Origin of the sequence: Streptomyces sp. NPDC088261 (assembly GCF_044740805.1) — a bacterium.
In the GTDB taxonomy this organism is placed as follows: Bacteria; Actinomycetota; Actinomycetes; order Streptomycetales; family Streptomycetaceae; genus Streptomyces.
On sequence record NZ_JBIURL010000004.1, the window covers coordinates 39,859 to 55,533 of the forward strand.

17 protein-coding genes are annotated in these 15,675 nt (G+C 69.4%); 11 read left to right on the plus strand and 6 right to left on the minus strand.

Going from position 1 to position 15,675, the window contains the following annotated elements; genetic code table 11:
* Positions 1-22 precede the first annotated feature (22 nt).
* Positions 23-517 carry a hypothetical protein gene (locus ACIODU_RS09945; protein WP_356432960.1) on the plus strand — a complete coding sequence of 165 codons (495 nt, stop codon included), beginning with the start codon at positions 23-25 and terminating at the stop codon, positions 515-517.
* Positions 518-716: 199 nt separating this feature from the next.
* Here ACIODU_RS09945 and ACIODU_RS09950 read toward each other — a convergent pair whose 3' ends face one another.
* On the minus strand, positions 717-1,820 hold the full coding sequence (locus ACIODU_RS09950; RefSeq protein WP_356432959.1) for a hypothetical protein: 1,104 nt from the start codon (positions 1,818-1,820) through the stop codon (positions 717-719).
* A gap of 232 nt (positions 1,821-2,052) precedes the next feature.
* On the opposite strand from ACIODU_RS09950, the gene ACIODU_RS09955 reads away from it, so the two are divergent.
* Complete coding sequence (locus tag ACIODU_RS09955) at positions 2,053-2,355, plus strand: hypothetical protein (RefSeq protein WP_356432957.1); 303 nt, start codon at positions 2,053-2,055, stop codon at positions 2,353-2,355.
* A 123-nt stretch (positions 2,356-2,478) separates the two neighbouring features.
* On the opposite strand, the gene ACIODU_RS09960 is transcribed toward ACIODU_RS09955, so the two are convergent.
* Together ACIODU_RS09960 and ACIODU_RS09965 are read right to left on the minus strand one after the other, a co-directional pair.
* On the minus strand, positions 2,479-3,018 hold the full coding sequence (locus ACIODU_RS09960) for a glycoside hydrolase family 108 protein (RefSeq protein WP_401765969.1): 540 nt from the start codon (positions 3,016-3,018) through the stop codon (positions 2,479-2,481).
* 103 nt (positions 3,019-3,121) lie between these two features.
* Positions 3,122-3,274 (minus strand): hypothetical protein, encoded by a 153-nt coding sequence (locus ACIODU_RS09965; RefSeq protein ID WP_401765972.1) that lies wholly within the window; start codon positions 3,272-3,274, stop codon positions 3,122-3,124.
* A 237-nt stretch (positions 3,275-3,511) separates the two neighbouring features.
* On the opposite strand from ACIODU_RS09965, the gene ACIODU_RS09970 reads away from it, so the two are divergent.
* The 4 genes from ACIODU_RS09970 (at position 3,512) to ACIODU_RS09985 (ending at position 7,431) form a co-directional block, all read left to right on the plus strand.
* A complete protein-coding gene (locus ACIODU_RS09970) occupies positions 3,512-4,465 on the plus strand; it encodes a 3-oxoacyl-[acyl-carrier-protein] synthase III C-terminal domain-containing protein (protein WP_401765975.1) in 954 nt (317 codons plus the stop codon).
* Positions 4,466-4,707: 242 nt separating this feature from the next.
* On the plus strand, positions 4,708-5,520 hold the full coding sequence (locus ACIODU_RS09975) for a hypothetical protein (RefSeq protein WP_401765978.1): 813 nt from the start codon (positions 4,708-4,710) through the stop codon (positions 5,518-5,520).
* 2 nt (positions 5,521-5,522) lie between these two features.
* Entirely contained in the window at positions 5,523-5,705 is a 183-nt protein-coding gene (locus tag ACIODU_RS09980) for a hypothetical protein (RefSeq protein WP_401765980.1), read from the plus strand.
* A 145-nt stretch (positions 5,706-5,850) separates the two neighbouring features.
* Positions 5,851-7,431 carry a hypothetical protein gene (locus tag ACIODU_RS09985; protein ID WP_401765983.1) on the plus strand — a complete coding sequence of 527 codons (1,581 nt, stop codon included), beginning with the start codon at positions 5,851-5,853 and terminating at the stop codon, positions 7,429-7,431.
* A 176-nt stretch (positions 7,432-7,607) separates the two neighbouring features.
* Here ACIODU_RS09985 and ACIODU_RS09990 read toward each other — a convergent pair whose 3' ends face one another.
* From ACIODU_RS09990 to ACIODU_RS10000, 3 genes are all read right to left on the minus strand, one after another.
* Entirely contained in the window at positions 7,608-8,756 is a 1,149-nt protein-coding gene (locus ACIODU_RS09990; protein WP_401765986.1) for a hypothetical protein, read from the minus strand.
* Entirely contained in the window at positions 8,683-9,021 is a 339-nt protein-coding gene (locus tag ACIODU_RS09995; RefSeq protein ID WP_401765989.1) for a hypothetical protein, read from the minus strand. The genes ACIODU_RS09990 and ACIODU_RS09995 overlap by 74 nt, the downstream gene beginning before the upstream one ends.
* Positions 9,022-9,227: 206 nt before the next feature.
* Positions 9,228-10,640, minus strand: coding sequence for a helix-turn-helix domain-containing protein (locus ACIODU_RS10000; protein WP_401765991.1), 1,413 nt, complete (start codon positions 10,638-10,640; stop codon positions 9,228-9,230).
* A gap of 200 nt (positions 10,641-10,840) precedes the next feature.
* On the opposite strand from ACIODU_RS10000, the gene ACIODU_RS10005 reads away from it, so the two are divergent.
* Genes ACIODU_RS10005 through ACIODU_RS10025 form a run of 5 tightly spaced genes read left to right on the plus strand, consistent with a single transcriptional unit; the run spans position 10,841 to position 15,415 of the window.
* A complete protein-coding gene (locus ACIODU_RS10005) occupies positions 10,841-12,004 on the plus strand; it encodes a glycosyltransferase (protein WP_401765994.1) in 1,164 nt (387 codons plus the stop codon).
* Positions 12,001-12,708: a hypothetical protein gene (locus ACIODU_RS10010; RefSeq protein WP_401765997.1), complete on the plus strand. Its 708-nt coding sequence runs from the start codon at positions 12,001-12,003 to the stop codon at positions 12,706-12,708. Before ACIODU_RS10005 ends, ACIODU_RS10010 begins: the two co-directional genes overlap by 4 nt.
* Entirely contained in the window at positions 12,705-13,967 is a 1,263-nt protein-coding gene (locus ACIODU_RS10015) for a hypothetical protein (protein ID WP_401765999.1), read from the plus strand. The genes ACIODU_RS10010 and ACIODU_RS10015 overlap by 4 nt, the downstream gene beginning before the upstream one ends.
* Entirely contained in the window at positions 13,961-14,827 is an 867-nt protein-coding gene (locus ACIODU_RS10020) for a glycosyltransferase family 2 protein (protein ID WP_401766001.1), read from the plus strand. The genes ACIODU_RS10015 and ACIODU_RS10020 overlap by 7 nt, the downstream gene beginning before the upstream one ends.
* A gap of 45 nt (positions 14,828-14,872) precedes the next feature.
* Positions 14,873-15,415 (plus strand): AAA family ATPase, encoded by a 543-nt coding sequence (locus ACIODU_RS10025; protein ID WP_401766004.1) that lies wholly within the window; start codon positions 14,873-14,875, stop codon positions 15,413-15,415.
* The last annotated feature ends 260 nt before the right edge of the window (positions 15,416-15,675 follow it).

Consider the following 15,675-nt stretch of genomic DNA (forward strand, 5'->3'; position numbering starts at 1 on the left):
GTCCAAGGGGAGAGGAAACATCATGCGAGAGAGCGTGTACGGGTCCGGCCTCGGCCGGAAGCTGGGCAGTTATCCCGTCGCGGGGGTGGCGGGCGGCCTGGCGCAGGTGGCGCGGCGGGCCGGCGCGGCGTTGTACGTCGTGCTGATCGTCTGCCTGGTGGCCATCTCGCCCCCGGCGGCGTTCGCCAAGGGCGCGGTCCTGACGGCGGTGGTGCTCGTCCTGTACGGCCTTCTCCTGGCCTGGCGTCGTACGTCCGCCAGGTTCGACCTCAGGCGGTGCCACCTCTACACGTACGGCCTGGTCGTCACCGATCTGTTCGGCCGCGAGTGGGACGCGGTGGCGTGGAGCGAGGTGACCGGCGTGAACCGGCTCAGAGGCGCGTCGGCGTTCATGACCTTTCACCGGTTCGAGATCGAACGCCACGGCCGCGAACGCCTGGCGTTCCTGGCTCTGGGCCTGGAGCCCCCCTTGGTGGAGGCGCTGGTGCGCCAACTGACCAAGAACGGTGTCCAGTGAGAGCAGGACCGGAACCTCAACTTCCGCCGCTGTCGAGGCGGAAGGTGGCCCAGGACGGTGATCCGGTCGTCGCCGGCACGCGGCAGGAGACGGCAAACAGCCAGAACGGCCGGAGCGGACGGCCGCCGGGCCGGCGCCTGCCTGAACCCGGCCGGCGCGGACCCTGCCCAGGGGGCGGAGTCCGCGCCGGTGACCGGGGTCAGTAGGTGATGATCACAGCTCCGTCGCGGCCGGCCCGGCCGGGTGCTCCGGGGGCGCCGTCCTTGCCGTAGGCGCCCTCGCCTCCGGCGTAGGGCGCGCCGTGGCCGCCGTCACCGCCGTTGCCGCCGTCCCCGCCGTTTCCTCCGGCGCCGTAACCCTGGTCGCCGTACGGGCTGAACCCGCCCCGGCCGCCTTCGCCGCCCTTGCCGCCGGGACGGTGCTCGACCGCGCCGGACGCACCGGCGGAACCTGACTTCCCGTCACCGCCGTGACCGCCGCCCCCCACGCCCAGGTCGTTGGGGTTGCGGAAGGGGTTGTCCGCGGTGGGTCGCGCGTAGGGGCACCGCTGGAAGGGGTGGCCGGCCTCTCCGCCGGTCGCCCTGCCTTCGGCGCTGCCGCCGGCACCGTTGCCCCCGGAGATGCCCAGGGCCTTGCCGCCGCCGCCCCACTCACCACCGCGGGCGGTCCCGGTCGCACCGCCCTTGGTCATCGCGCCGCCGCCGGATGCCTGCGCCAGGATCGAACTCGGCACCCAGAGCGCGTCCCGCATCTCGGCGAACCAGCTCTCGTGCCCGCTCTCCCCCGCACCGGTCGTGGCGTTGACGACGTCCTTGCCGCTCTCGCCGCCGATGCCCACCGCGTCGCGGTATCGGCCCCCGCTGCCGCCGGCCGCTCCTGGGGTGCCGCCGCTGCCGTTGCCGCCCTTGCCGACGAGTGCCCAGTACGTACGCCCGGGATCGACCTCCACCCGGCACCTCTGGTAGAAGCCCCCGGCGCCACCTCCGCCGCCGGTACCACCCCCGCCCCCGCCCCCGTCGCCGCCCTTGCCGACGCCGGTGAAGTCCTGTCCTCCCGCGCCACCACCGCCTCCGCCGCCCGCGCCACCGGTCCCGCCCGCACCCCCGCTGCCCGATCCCCACAAGCTCACCGTGATCTCGGTGACCCCCTCCGGCACGGTCCAGGCGTGCTCCCCGGCGGTGACGAACGCCACCGTCCGCGCCTCCGGGGCCCCCGGTGCGTACGCGGTCGCCGCCGGTGTGGCGGTCGCGGTGAGTACCGCGATCACCGCCAGCCCCGTCAGAAGTCCTCGCCCAACCCTCATCGGCCCATCTCCCTTGATCATCGGCTGCACCGCCGACGACTCCAGCAGGTCCCACAAGCCACCAGAGGGCGAAACGCCGCCCGTACACCCAAAAGACTGTCCCCGCCCCCAGCGGTGACGGCTGAATGACGATCACTCATACGGGTGAATACGGCATCAATGAGGACTGAGTGGACAGATTGCCGTCGGTTGTCGGACGACAGCCCGAGGAAGCCAAGCACGGGAGCACGACATGGCCATGTTCCAGACCGGCAGGATCAGCCTCAGTTCCGACAACGCGATCGAGACTGCGGGGGGCAACACCTCGACCTTCACCCGGGTCACCTTCCCGACTCCCTTTCCGGCCGGGTCGGAGGTCATCGTGCTGCCGCTGACCCAGACGTTCAACGGACCGGACACGCCCGGCATCCGGGTCCACGACGTGACCGAGAAGGGATTCCTGATCCGCCTCAACGAGGTCAGGGTGAACGCCAGCGTCATGAGCGACGGCAAGCACACGACGGAGCAGGTCGGCTGGCTGGCGACCACCGTCTGACGAACGCCTCGCCGACGAGCCCTCACCCCGTCGGTCCCATGGCGGCGCGCCAGCGTGCGCCCGAGACCAGAAGCCGTAGGGCGGCAGCCCGGGCCGGGCTGCCGCCCTACGGGGACGTCTCCGTCACACCCGGTTCACGAGCCAGCCGAAGACGAATGCCTCGTTCTGCTCCCGATTTTCGGCCAACTCGATGTATCGCGCGCCCTGGAGGCTGGTGAGCGCCTTGAGCACGGCCATCTCGCCTTCCGCCGTGCGCTTGGTCATGAAGGTCGTGAACGCCGAGACCGTCTTCGGTCCGATCGCACCGTCCACGGTCATGTCCGGATAGTCGGCCTGCTGCCGGTTCAGGACGTTGAGCACACGCTGAAGGAACTGCGCCGCCGTCCCCCCGCCCATGTTGACGGCGATGTCGAACAGTTTCAGCGCGATCGGCTCCGAGGCCCCGGCGACGCCGTCCAGACGGAGCGGGCTCCAGTAGCGGCGCTGGTAGATCTCCTTGGCCTTCTCCAACGGCAGGTCCCCCATCGCCCCGGTGTACCCGTTCTCCCGGGCCACGGCCTCGGTGATGCCGTAGTTCGTCGCGCCCCCTCGGTCCGCGGCATGGTTCGAGGAGCCGCCGTACAGCGACACCGTTACCTCGAATGCTTTGTCGAACGCCGTCATGTCTCTGCCCTTCGTGATGGACCCGTCGTCCCAGACGGTCGGAGCGCTGCCGCCGCTGAGCGGCCCTCGGGCAGGCCCTTCCCTGCCCGACGCCTCAACCCGGTCAACGAGCCGGCCACTCACCGGTGACTGTCAGCGTCGTCACGACGTCCCCCTCGCCTCGGGCCAGCACCACGCGCCCGGCCACCAGCCCGCCCCGGACCGCCTCGCCCCGGCGGCCGGGGAACGCAGGGACGGCGTCTTGTTCACTGTCCACAAGGCCCTGGCCTCCATCCCGGACAGGCGTGAAGAGCGGAAATTCGCACGCCGGGCGTGGGAGCCCGGTGCCGGTGCGCGTGGGAGCTTCGGTGCGCCTCCCCGGATCCGGCGTGTGCCGGTGTGGTCGTGGGGAGATCCGAGGGAGCGCCGACAGGCGCGGGCTGATGAGAATTGCCGAACGAGGCACCTGGGTGGGCCGGTTGCCGCCAGTGGCGCACGTGATCGAGGGAGTCCGATGGGTATCGGTATCGGCGCTGTCCACTGCCTGCTGCCCGACAAGCGCGTACGGGTCGTCGACCTTCCCCAGTTCGCCGGGGTCGAACACGCGGCGCCCGGCGGAGCGGACGCCTCCGGGGTTCGTACGGTGGGCGTGCACGCGGACACCGACGCCGGTGCGCTCGCCGCGCGTGCCTGCCGCGAACTGCTGGCCGCGAACCCGCACGCGCCGGACGCGTTGATCCACATCGCCGCGCGGCCGGGAGAAGGAGACGTGGGCACGGACGCGGCCCGCGTCCAGCACACGGCGGGCGTGACAGCCTTCCCCTTCACCGTGGCGGGGTCGGGGTGCGCCGCGTCGGCGGTGACCTGGGCCCTGGCCCGCGACCTGCTCGCGGCCGACCCGGCGCGGCACAGTGTGCTCGTGACGTACGGCAGCAGGCCTCCCGACGCCGGCCGGGTACGCCACCCGGTGATGGTCGTCGGTGACGGGGCGTTCGCGATGACGCTGGTCCGCGCCGGCCGGCCCGTCCTGGTGGCCCACCGGATGCGGGCGGACGGGCGGTTTCACGAACTCGCGGGCACCCACGCCCGTACCCCCGGCCGCGAGCCGTCCCCCGAGAACGCCGGCGGGCAACGGGCCTTCGAACTGGCCGTTGCCGGCCGCGTCCATACAGCCGTGCTGGTCGACGAGGTCCTGGCCGAGGCCGGGCTGACCAAGGACGACGTGAGCGCGACCCTGATGCCGAACACCACCACCGGCGCGTACCGCTTCTACGAACAGGCCCTGGATCTGCCGATCCATCCGATCTGCGAGGAGAACCTCACGCGGTGGGGTCACCTCGGACCGATGGACGTCGTCCTCAACCTCGACCGCCTCCTGGCCACCGGCACCCTGACCACCGGAGACCACGTCATGGTCCTGGGCAACGCACGCGTCGCGGCGTGGACCGTAACCCTCTGGAAAATCTGACCCCGCACGGTCGAGCAGTTCCGCCGCCGACCCGGCGAACGGGCGGGCCGGTACGGGGAGTTTCTTGATCATGCTGTGTGGGTTGTTGACACAACCGGCTGACCTGCGGCGATCAGCTGTCTGGGACCGCCGCCGCACAGCCTTACTACGTTCGCCGACACAGCGATTTGTCCGACTCTCGTATGGGTGCAGATGACGCTGAAGGCACCGAATTGGAGGGGAATTCGCACGAGGGCGGCAGCGTGAGCCTCAAGCTGCCCAGCTTCATGACCACAGCCCGGCAGGCCGTGAAGCAGATGAACTCCACCGACAGAATGCTTGCACCCATCCGGCGAGAGATACGGCAGATCGAGGCCACACGCAGAGCCGTCGAAAGTGTTGTGGGTCCCGACAGCGGCTATCAAGCCGCCGTAGACATCCAGCACCAAGTGGAAGCGATCACCGAGCCCGTTCTGGCGCTCCGGCGCCAACTGAGCGACCCGTACGACTGGCACAGCCGCATCGACGACATCGTACGCAGCGTCTCGCTTCCCCGCTCACTGCTCGACCAACTCGCCGCAGCAGCGGTGCTGTTCCTCCCCAAGAACCTTGGCGATCTCACCACCGATGACCTCTATGCCGTCCTGGACCTGTGCAAGGCCGACGGCCTATCCGTCGCCTGGGCCCCCCAGGCGTCGATTGTCAGGGCGCTGCTGTCATCAAGTAGACCGCAGGAGCAGAACGCCCTCCTGGACGAGTACCGCCTCGATGTCCTTGATGACATGGAAGCCAGCCTGGAGATCATCGGCCACCCGGATTTGGCGGGAATGCGCGTCATCTTCACGGCCGCGCTACGCGCCGCGCGCGCCGGACTCAACGAGGGAGCCCAGGCGCTCGCGAGCAACGTGCTGGAGACCGCCATGAAGCAGAACGACAACGCCTGGATCAGGCGCAGCTTTCCCCAGGTCGCCTACCCGGCAGCAGGGCGTCACGGTACTACCGCCAGCGCCTTAACCCACGCGTACGAATGGAGCGATCTGACCCTGTCACAGTTCAAGCCCTCCTCGTACTGGTAGGCATGAGCAACGCCTTCGCGGGCGGGGGCACCCAGGACACGATCAACCGTCACCTCACAGCACACCGCGCCTCGCCCGACTCATACCGGCCGGAGTTTGCGCTGCCGGCCCTCCTCCTCGCCCACGCAGTGCTGCGAGTCCTGGACCAGGACCTGGAGCGCTTCGCCGACGAGCCCCCCCAGTAACAGCAATGGCACCCCGGCCCCTCCCCAGATCTGAACCAGCTGAAGAACTCCCGAGCGCGCCGCCACCGGAGAGATAGCCGCTGCTCCACAGTTCCCCGAGTACCCGTTCGTGACCATTCGGCCGGGAAAACGGCAAGAATGAACCGTGCAGATACAGGCAACGAATCTCGCCGGCCTCCCGGCCCCGCAGAACGATGACCAACGCAAGCTGCTCCAAGTCGTCTGGGAGGAAGCGTTCGGTGACACCGGCTGGCCGACCTTCGCCCTGGTCGACCGCCGACTCGACCAACAAGGGGTTGACGCGGTCCAAGTCCTGGCGCGGATTCCGGCGCATCTCTTGGTGGCCTGGCCCGATGCCAGCAGGATTGTCCCCCAACCGGAGACCCGGCTGGAACTCACGATCGCTGGCGCTGCCCACTGTTCCGATTCTGCGGACACGGTGCACACATTCGTGGCGCTCGTACAGGCGATGGCGGCAGTCGAAGCACACTGGCCGGTAGATGACACCACCCGGCCCACCCTCCTCAGCAGCGACGCCGTAAACAAACTGGGACTGCCGGCTACCCCTGCGTCCAAGGAGCTCCTGCGCCGCGCCTTCCTGCTTTCCCAACAAGAACACTGGGCGCAAGGGACAAACTCGGGCCCGGAAGCAGCCCATGGACAGCTGGGGTGGGAGCTGAGCGTCGACCGAAAGGTTCGCGCATACCGCGGCGTCGAAGACATCGGGGACTACTGGAAGCGGCGCAGTGCCGCGCTCGCCCCCACCGGCGGCTGGAGGCCGACGCCGGAACCGATACCTGAGAAGCAGCTGTTCACTCCGAATCACGTACGCGGGCCCGTCCTGGACGGACTCGTGGCAAGCCTTGTGCTGTGGCTCTACGAGCTGACCGAGGGCAACACGGAGGAGATGAGGAGCCCGGCCGACTTCGCCCAGGACCACCAACTCTCCCCGGGCCGAATCGGCACCCTGCTGCAGTACGCAGAGCAGGCCGGCGTGGTTCACCGGATTCGCACGCTCGGCAACGACCGCGGCACGCAGATCGCGCTTTCTGTTTCCGGCGTGGCGAAGGCGGAGAGACTGCTGCGACTCCGTGGCACACACTGGGTTCGGTTCGACTACCTCGCCAGTGCCCTGGTGGTTGCCACCATGGACACATACCCAAAGTGCCGGCTGGAGGTCCAGGACTTCCTCGTCTCCCCTGCTGCGATGCTGTACGGACAGGCACTCGAACTCGACGAGATCCTCCTCGCGGTCGAGTATCTGGGCGAGAAGGGGCTCGCTGTACTCAACTACGGCCGCGGCGGCCCGCCACAGGCTCTGACGCTGACCGCTCTCGGCAAAGAGTGCGGTACTGCGGATGACGTAAACGTGAGGGACTTCATGCGCAACCAACCTGGCTTCAACATCGGCACCGTCAACAACTACGGGGGCGGAAACCAGTTCGGATCCGGCAACGTTCAGACGAACGCGTTCGGTCCGAATTCCGGTGAACTGGCAGAGTTCGCCATGAAGGTACTGGAGGCAGCACGGTCGGCCGACCTGCCGGATGGCCAGCGGATTCACCTGGTCCAGGACGCCCAGGCACTCGTCGACGAGGCCAACGCGAGCGCCCCCGATCCGGGCCGGCTGCGTCAACTCTGGCAGCGGGTCTCCGAACCACTCGTCCAGAGCGCCGGTGATGCCACAGTTCAGGCGCTCATGGGCGCGGCCCAGAACTTCTTCTGAAATCAGGCAATCGCAGCCGTCCACCACCGGGTCCCCACCGTAGTCATACGGTCCGCCTCGCCGTCACCCGAGGTCGCGCGGAGGCAGCCGCAGCGAGGAGGGTCGATCAGGCAGTTGTACGAGGCGTTTCCGCACCACCCCAGGAGGATCTCGAAGATGTGGGCGACGTCCTAGTGTCAGCTGCTGCTCACCCTGAAGCGGCGGAACAGGTGCGGCAGGAACTGCTGGAGCAGGGCCCCGGCGTCGTCGAGCAGCTTGAGTTCGTCGTGGCCGAAGCGGAATACCTCGTACTCCCGGAGTTTGAGATTCCGGTCGGCGGCGACCATGGCGGCGTACTTGGCGGTGTCAAGGGTACGGCTGCGGTCGCGGGTGAAGTGCTGTGATCCGTCGACCTCCAGTACTACCCGCTGTCCATGGGGCAGGAGCAGGAAGAAGTCCATGCGGGAACGGAGCAATGCCTCGGGGCCGCGCTGCTGGACGGTTTTGTGGTCCCAGTGAAGCCATACCTCGGGCAGCAGGGCCGGCACCTCAATCGAGGGTGCGAGGATCTCGTGGTAGGCGATGAAGAGATTCTTCTGGCCTTCCGAATTTTCTGGGAGGCTCTTGAGGAGTCGTTTGTAGAGATCGGTCCTGGCTTCGACCTCGCTGCCGAAGCTGCCGGTGTCGTGCCACCAGGCGTGCAGGTCACGCCAGCGCAGGCCCTCGGAGGGGATCTCCTGGTCGTAGACGAGGATGTCGTCCCGGTTCCCTCCGACGATCTCGATGTCGTTGTCGTTGTCGTTGTCGACCGAGGATCGGAAACGGATGTCCGGCTTGGTACGGGTGCCGAAGATGATGTTCTTCGGGCGCCGGTTGCCGTGGAGCCGGGTCGCCACCAGGGTGAATCCGGGGTAGCCGCCGTCATCGCCGGTTTGTCGCAGCTCTCGAGCCCGGCAGCGAAGATGCTTATTGATCGTACTGACCGTCATTCTCTGGAGGTCCTCGTCGAAGAGGACGTCGGCCGAGACGAGGCCTTGTAGGAAGCGGGCGAATCTGGCGTCTCCGGCCTCGAATGCCCCGAGCTTGTCGAAGAGATCTTCCGCTGACCAGTCCCCTGGGTTGCGGAAGACGTGCCGCTCGATCTGGTCGCCCAGTGTTACCGCCCGCATGCCGTTCAGCAGATCATCCAGAGAGGGTCCCGACCCTGTGGTGATCCAGAAGTAGTCAAGGAGCTGCATGAAGCGGTCGTGGTGGCGGGTCAGCTCTAGCAGGTCAAGGGCGGAAGCCAGCTCGCGGCGGGCTTTCGTGGGTATTCTGCGGCGGTGCGTCTCTGGCCCACAGCACATCCTCGATTCGATGGCGGTTCGACGGACTCATGGACAGTTGTTCGTGGTCCAGCACCCGTCGCGCAAGCTGCGGCAGCTGAGCTTCGGGCACCTGTCCGAAGCTCTTTTCGATGCGAGTGCGCTTACTCCCCGCCTCCTCGGCAAGCGGCGGCATGCCCAGCTGGTCGAAGGCTGGGGCCAACTCGCGGTGAGTCAGGCCGCCAAGACCCGCAACGACCTTGCCGACCAGTGTGAGCAACGCCGAAGTATCCCTGCTGTCTGCCATGGGCAGATGGTCGCAGAATGCGGGAGAATCCGGCAGGAGAACTGATGATGGGGGCGCATGGAGGCTTCGGAGAGCCCCCCGGACTTCGTCCGCTTTTGACGGAACGTGACATGCGCGGGCAGCCCGAGTAAAGGCCCTGCGGGCACGGACGACGCCAGGCAGATCTCTGACGGCCGGCGCAGTCCGGTTAGCGAGGAGGGCGATGGTTAGGTGAGGGCGCCGACGCGGTGGGCGAAGGACCGTACGCCGGGCAGGGTGCGGTCGTGGCGGAGGAGACCGCCGGCCATGGTGCGTACCGCGCCGCGGCGTACTTCTTGCGGGGCGGCTTCTTCGGCGGCGAGGAGGGCGCGGTAGCAGTTGCCGGGTTTGTTCCACTGGTCGAAGGAGCGGGCGACGTCGATCCAGTAGCGGGCGCGGCGCTCGGCCGTCGGCAATTGTGCGGTGTTGACGTGGCGGGCGTGGTCGATGGCGGTTCCGGCGTCGCCGAGGAGGTGGCTGATGGAGATCTGGTGCAGCAGGACCTGGCTGGGGCCGAAGAACGCTGTCCCGGCGGGTGACTGGTCCTGGCCGAGCTGGCGGGCGGTGGCTTCTGCTTCTGTGATCAGGGTGTGGGCGGTGTGCCGGTCGCCCTGTTTGGCGGCGGTGTACGCGGCGGTCACGTACAGGTTGCCCTGGACCGAGAGGCGCTGGGGTTCGGGGGTGGTGCGGTCGGCGGCCAGGTGCTGGGCGGCGGTGACGGCGACGTCGGTGGCCCGCGCGTAGTGTCCCTGGCGGCGCCAGGAGCTGGAGACCATGCGGTGTGCTTCGGCGACGGTGAGGGCGTCGGCTCCTGAGAGGGCGGCGGTCAGGGCGCGGTCGGCGGTGACGGCGGCCAGTCCGTCCTCGCCGAGTTTGATGCACAGCCGGGTCGCGATGCTGTAGAGCTCGGCGACCGCCGTCGCTGACTGCGCCTGCGCGTCGGCGTGTTCGCGGCCGAGCGCCTGGGCGAGGGCGATTCGGGAGGGCAGGGCGCGGGCGAGGGTGTCGTAGCGGCAGGTCCCGAAGTCCCGGCGGGAGGCGTCCACCGCCGCGGTGACCGCCGCGCGGGTCGGTTCGCCGGCGGGTGTGCCGCCGCGGTGCAGGAGGAGGTCCTCCAGTCCGGTCAGTGCCGGACGGGCCGACGCCGCGCCTGCGGACGCGCCACCGAGGAGGGTGCCTGTGGTGGTGGCGGCCAGGCCGGCCAGGAGGTTGCGGCGTCGCACCGGGTCCTCACCCTCTCCCTCGTCACCGAACACGTCTCGTGCGTCCCGTCCGGCAACCCTAGTCCCACCCGGAGCCGGACGGGGCACGGTGCCGGTGGCTGGTGGCGTGGCGTGTCGCGCGGCGAGGCCGAGGAGTTGGGGCGGGATGTTCAGCACGTCGGCGATCCGCTGGAGGAGCTGCATGTCGCGCATGGGCTGCTTGCCGCGTTCCATGCGGGAGATGGACGCGGCGGTGTACCCGGTCGCCGTACCCAGCTGTGCCTGGGTGAGTTCGGCCGCGCGGCGGGCCAGGCGCACGACCGCCCCCGCCTCACCGCGGGTGATGGCCTCGCGCATTTCTGGGGTGTGCCAGATGGGGTGGGTGTCGTGTAGGGCCACGGCCCGCTGCCTTCCGCCGGTGCTGCGGCAATCATCCCGCCAACACGGGTCAGCGTACGTGTTTTTGTACGTCGCTTACACCCCGTGCACACCGCGTACGCGGTGCGTGGTCGCCCCTGACCCTGGCCGGTGAGGGGCGGTTGTCTGCCTGAACGGACGGTCCGAGACCCGGGCCGCCGTACATGGGAGGCAGGGACATCATGCGTGTGCTGTATCTGCTCAACATCTCCAACCCCGACCGGCTGGCCGCCGACTCGGGCTGGATCTTCGCCGATTTGTTGGCGCCGGCTCTGGCGGATGCCGGTGCCGAGGTGACGGTCGCGTCTCCGGCGCCGGCCGGGGACACGCGGGCCGTGTTCCACCGTACGAGGGTGCACGGCACGAAGTACCGGGCCCGGTTCGGCGCCGACATCGGTGAGCTGGCGTCGATGATCCGGGCCGCGAAGCCGGATGTGGTGGTGGCCAACCAGGTCGAGGAAGCCCCTGCTGTGCGCGCTGCCCTGCTGGAAGCCGGGTCAGGCGCCCTGCTGGCGGGGTACTGCCACTACCTGCCCTTCTCCCTCAGCGGCGGCGGACGGGTCGTGCTGGATCCGTCGCTGGACGACGGAGGGCTCGGGCGCAGTGTGCTGCTGGCGTTCGCCGCGGGCGTGTCTGCCTGCGACCGGGTGATGGTCCACTCCGCCACGGCCGCGTCCTGGGTATCGGCGGCCACCGTCCAGGTGGGCGTCGATGTCGCCGGCCGGATGCGGGTGGTTCCCCCGCCGCGCGACGGGCGCCTGGTCCGCGACCCCGCCGCCGTCACCGCGGCGGACCGTACCGGTGCGGGGGCGATCGGGGTGTACAACCACCGGCTCTACGCGCACTACGGCACCGGGCGGTTCGTGGACCTGGCCAGGGAGCTGACCGCGTCGGGGCTGGTGCGGGTGCGGGTGATGGACCTCTTCGGCACACGGCGGGCCGAGCGCTCAGGGCTGGACGACAGTCCCGAGCGGATGCGCGACCAACTGGCCGCGATGGCGCATGTCCAGGTGGTCTCCGACCGGGGCGACCGGATCCGCTACCGGCAGCTGCTGGCCGGCGCCCGCTTCGGCATCGCCCCCTTCCGCCCCGGCTGCCCCTGGTCGATGTCAGTGATCGATTGCCAGGGCATGGGCCTGCCGGTGATATCCCCGCGCATGGGCTGGCTCGCCGAACACATCGACCCTGCCCTGCACTTCACCACCCTGGCCGAAGCCGTCGCCCTGGCCGAACGCCTGGCCACCGACGACACCTTCCACGCCGAACACGCCCGGCGCGCGTTCGCCTCCACCACCGGCCTCAACCCGACCTCCGTGGCGGCGTCCTACCTGGAGGCGATCGCATGAACCAGTTCGACGCGGTGTTCCTTTCCTACGACGAGCCCTTCGCCCACCGCCTCCACACCCGCCTGGAGCGGGCGCTCGGCGTACCGGTGAAGCGCCTGCACGGCGTGCACGGAATGCGGCGCGCCTATCGGCTGTGCGCGGAGGTCGTGGACGCGGAGCAGTTCTTCCTTGCCGACGGCGACTTCGACATCCACTCCGCCTTCAACATCTCGGGTGTCGGACCCTTGGAAGAGGGGGTGTCGTTGCGGGTGTGGCGGGCCGTCAACCCGGTCACCGGCCACGCCTACGGGTACGGCGGGCTGAAGCTGGTGCGCCGTACCGCGCTGCGGCAGATGGGCGAGGCGGTCGATGTGCTGGCCGCTCTGCCCGGCAAGACCGAATTCGCCCGGGAGAGTGCCGGGGTCACGCGGTTCAACCAGAGCCCGTTCCACGCGTGGAAGGCCGGGTTCCGTGAGTGCGCGATGCTCACGCGCGGCAGCGAGTACGGCATGAGCGCCGGACGCGCCACAGCACGGATCCGTGCCTGGACCAGTGCCCGGGAAGGCGAGTACGCGCCCTACGTCGCCTCCGGCGCCCGCCACGGCATCGTCTTCGCCCGCCAGGCAACCGCCGACCGGAAGGCGTTCGAGCACCTCAACGACCCAGCCTGGCTTCGCGCACGGTTCACCGCCGTACACGGGACACCCGAGGGGATGAGGGTATGAACAGCACCCCGAACCCCCAAGGTTCCCGAGGGACCTTGGTGCTGATCGAGCCGTACGCGTACCGGCTGGGCGGGCACCATCAGCACGCACTGCTTGCCCTCGCCCAGGCATGTCCCGGCACCCTGGTGATCGCTCCCAACGGCATCGCTCAGCAGACAGCCGCCGGACTCCGCGACACCGAGGCACAGCTGATCACCGGCGCGAGCGGACCGTACGCGTATCTCCTGCTGCGGGTTTCGGGCCTGCTGGCCCGGCTCTCCTGGATCGCCGAACGGGTCTTCCGCTCCCGCCGCTGGCCGCGTGTGATGCGGCGGAGCCCGCACCAGATCGCCCTGATCGCACGGTGTCTGGTGGAGGCCGCCGCACTACAGACGGCCCGCAGCCAGGGATGGGGTGCGGGGGCGGTGGTGATCATGAGCGCCGGCGAGGCGCTGCACGGCGCCGCAGCGCTCCTGGGCGGCCTGTTTCACCTGCGATTCGTCCACGAGGTGGTCACCACCGACGACGCACCCCTGCGACTGCTCGAACGGCTCACCCGCCGCGGAGAGCGGCGGGTGATCGCCCTGTGCCCGACCACCGCGGTCCGCGACCAGATCGCCCGGCTCTTCCCCGGCCTGGCTTCGGTGGTGCGGGCGTTCGCCGTCGACGACGGTTACCGCCTCACCGAGAGCGAACGCGAAGGCGGCCGGGCCGCCTTCGCCATCCCCGAAGGAGAGGCAGTGGTGTGTCTGGTGGGGGGCTGGTGGCCGCACAAGGACATCGGGGTGATCGGCGCGGCGCTCAGCCGGCTGAAGGAACCGCTGCGCCTGATCGTCACCGGCCACCCGCTCGACGGCACCGTGCTCGCCCGCTGGCAGGCCCTGCCGAACATCCACCTCCACACCGAGCCCGGACCGCTCAGCGAACCCGTACTCAGGCTCGTGTACGCGGCGGCCGACGCCGCTCTGGTGGCCCGGCACCCCGGGGTGGGCAAGGAGTCCGGGCTCGTGATGGACACGGCCCGCTACGGTGTGCCACTGATCGTCTCCGACCATGACCCGGATCTCAGCCAGCGGTTGCGGGACCAGTCCTGGGCCCGGATCTTCCCCGCCGGTGATGCCGCTTCGCTCGCCAGGGTTCTGGAGGACCTGGTGCGCCGACCCTTCGACTCGCCCGGTCCCGAAGCGCCGAAAGTCCTGGACCTGCGGAGTGCCGCCGAGCAGGCCCGGTACCTGACGCAGTCCGCCCTCGGTCTGCGCGGGAAGGGGGCGGGATGCTGACGCCGACGCTGATCGCCGTGATCGGGCCCGTCGAAGCGGCCTTGCTCACCACCTGGATCAAGCACTACCGCAGGCTGGGTGTCGAACGCTTTCTGCTCACCTTCCACTTTCCCGAGCACGTCCCCGACGAGCGCCGCCACGAACTTCATGCCGTGTGCCGGCAGTCGGGCATCGTGCCTGCCGGGAGCAGTAGCGGACCGTGGCACGAGTACACCAACTCTCACATCCGTGACGCTCTGCGGCATCAAGCGGGGCGGGGGTGGCACCTGTTCGCCGACGCGGACGAGTTCCAGCAGTACCCCACGCATCTTCGCGAAGTCGTCGCCCAGGCCGAACGTAGTCGCAGGCAGGTGGTGGGCGGTCTGCTTCTCGACCGCGTCTCGGCCGACGGGCACCTGACCGACTGGAACCAGGGCGACGGCCTCGATCTCGCCTATCCGCTCGGAGGGCACCTCACCCACCGGCTCCTGCACGGCGACCCGCGCAAGATCGTCCTCGCCCGCCACGAGGTCTCCCTCTCCTCCGGCAACCACCGCGCGCCCGGCCACCAGCCCGACCCGGACCGGCTCTGCGCGGTCCACCACTTCAAATGGCGCACCGGGATCCTGGACGACCTGCGGCGCCGGGTGGATCACTTCTCCACCGGCCTGTGGCGGGAACAGAGCCCCGCCGTACGGGACGAGGCCGGCCGGCTCCTCGCTCATGTCGGCCGGTACCAGGGCAGGGTGAACGTCGCTGACCCACGCTTCGCTTTCCGCCGGGTCAGCCTGGGTCTCATGCCCCACAGCTGGCCGGCCGAAGCCCGGGGCGTTCACACCGCCTGGCAACCACCCGCCACAAGCCGGGAGGGGGGACAATGACCAGGCTGACCGACTGACCGACCGCCGGAGAAGGACTGAACGACGTTGCCACCCCTCGCGGTTCTCCTTGCCGGCCTCACCGGCTCCGGGAAAACGACGCTCGCAAAGGCTCTGGCCTCGCGCGGGTTCACCAGGCTGTCCGTGGACGAGGAAGTCCACCGCCTCCACGGCCGGTACGGTGTCGACTACCCCGAGGACACCTACTTCGCCCGCGAACGCCCCGTCCTCGCGGCCGTGCGGGGACAGTTCACGACGAACCTACGTGCGGGGCACGACGTGGTCCTCGATCACGGTCTGTGGCGGCGCGCGGACCGCGAGGCATGGAAGGAGGCCGCACGCGCAGCGGGCGGCCTCCCTGTCCTGGTCCACCTGCCCACCGACCGACCAGAGTTGCTCCGCCGGCTCACCGAGCGGAACCTGCGGGCCGACGCGAACGCCCTCGCCGTCACCCCCGAAGCCCTCGACGACTTCTTCGCCCGCTTCGAACCCCCCACCACCGACGAGAACCCAATCGCATATCCCGGCGATGCCCAGGCACTGGCCGTGCTGCTGGAACGGGCACGCGGCTCAGGCCAACCAAGCTCCTAGACAACGCCCATGCGCCGGGTGGCCCATGCTCCAGGCAGGGGACCTGTGCGGGGTCGGGCCACCACCCCGTTCGCCCGGTGGGCCGCAGGATGAGACGCATGCCGAACGGGCGGCAATTACAAAGTGAGCGTGCGGGAGGACCGTCACCCTGAGCCCGGACGTCATGGCCTGGACCCGCCAGCGCACCGTCTGGGGCACCAGCCCTTGGGCAGCCGACTACGGCCGCCGCGCCGCCGTCGAGTCCGGCAACGCCGAGATCA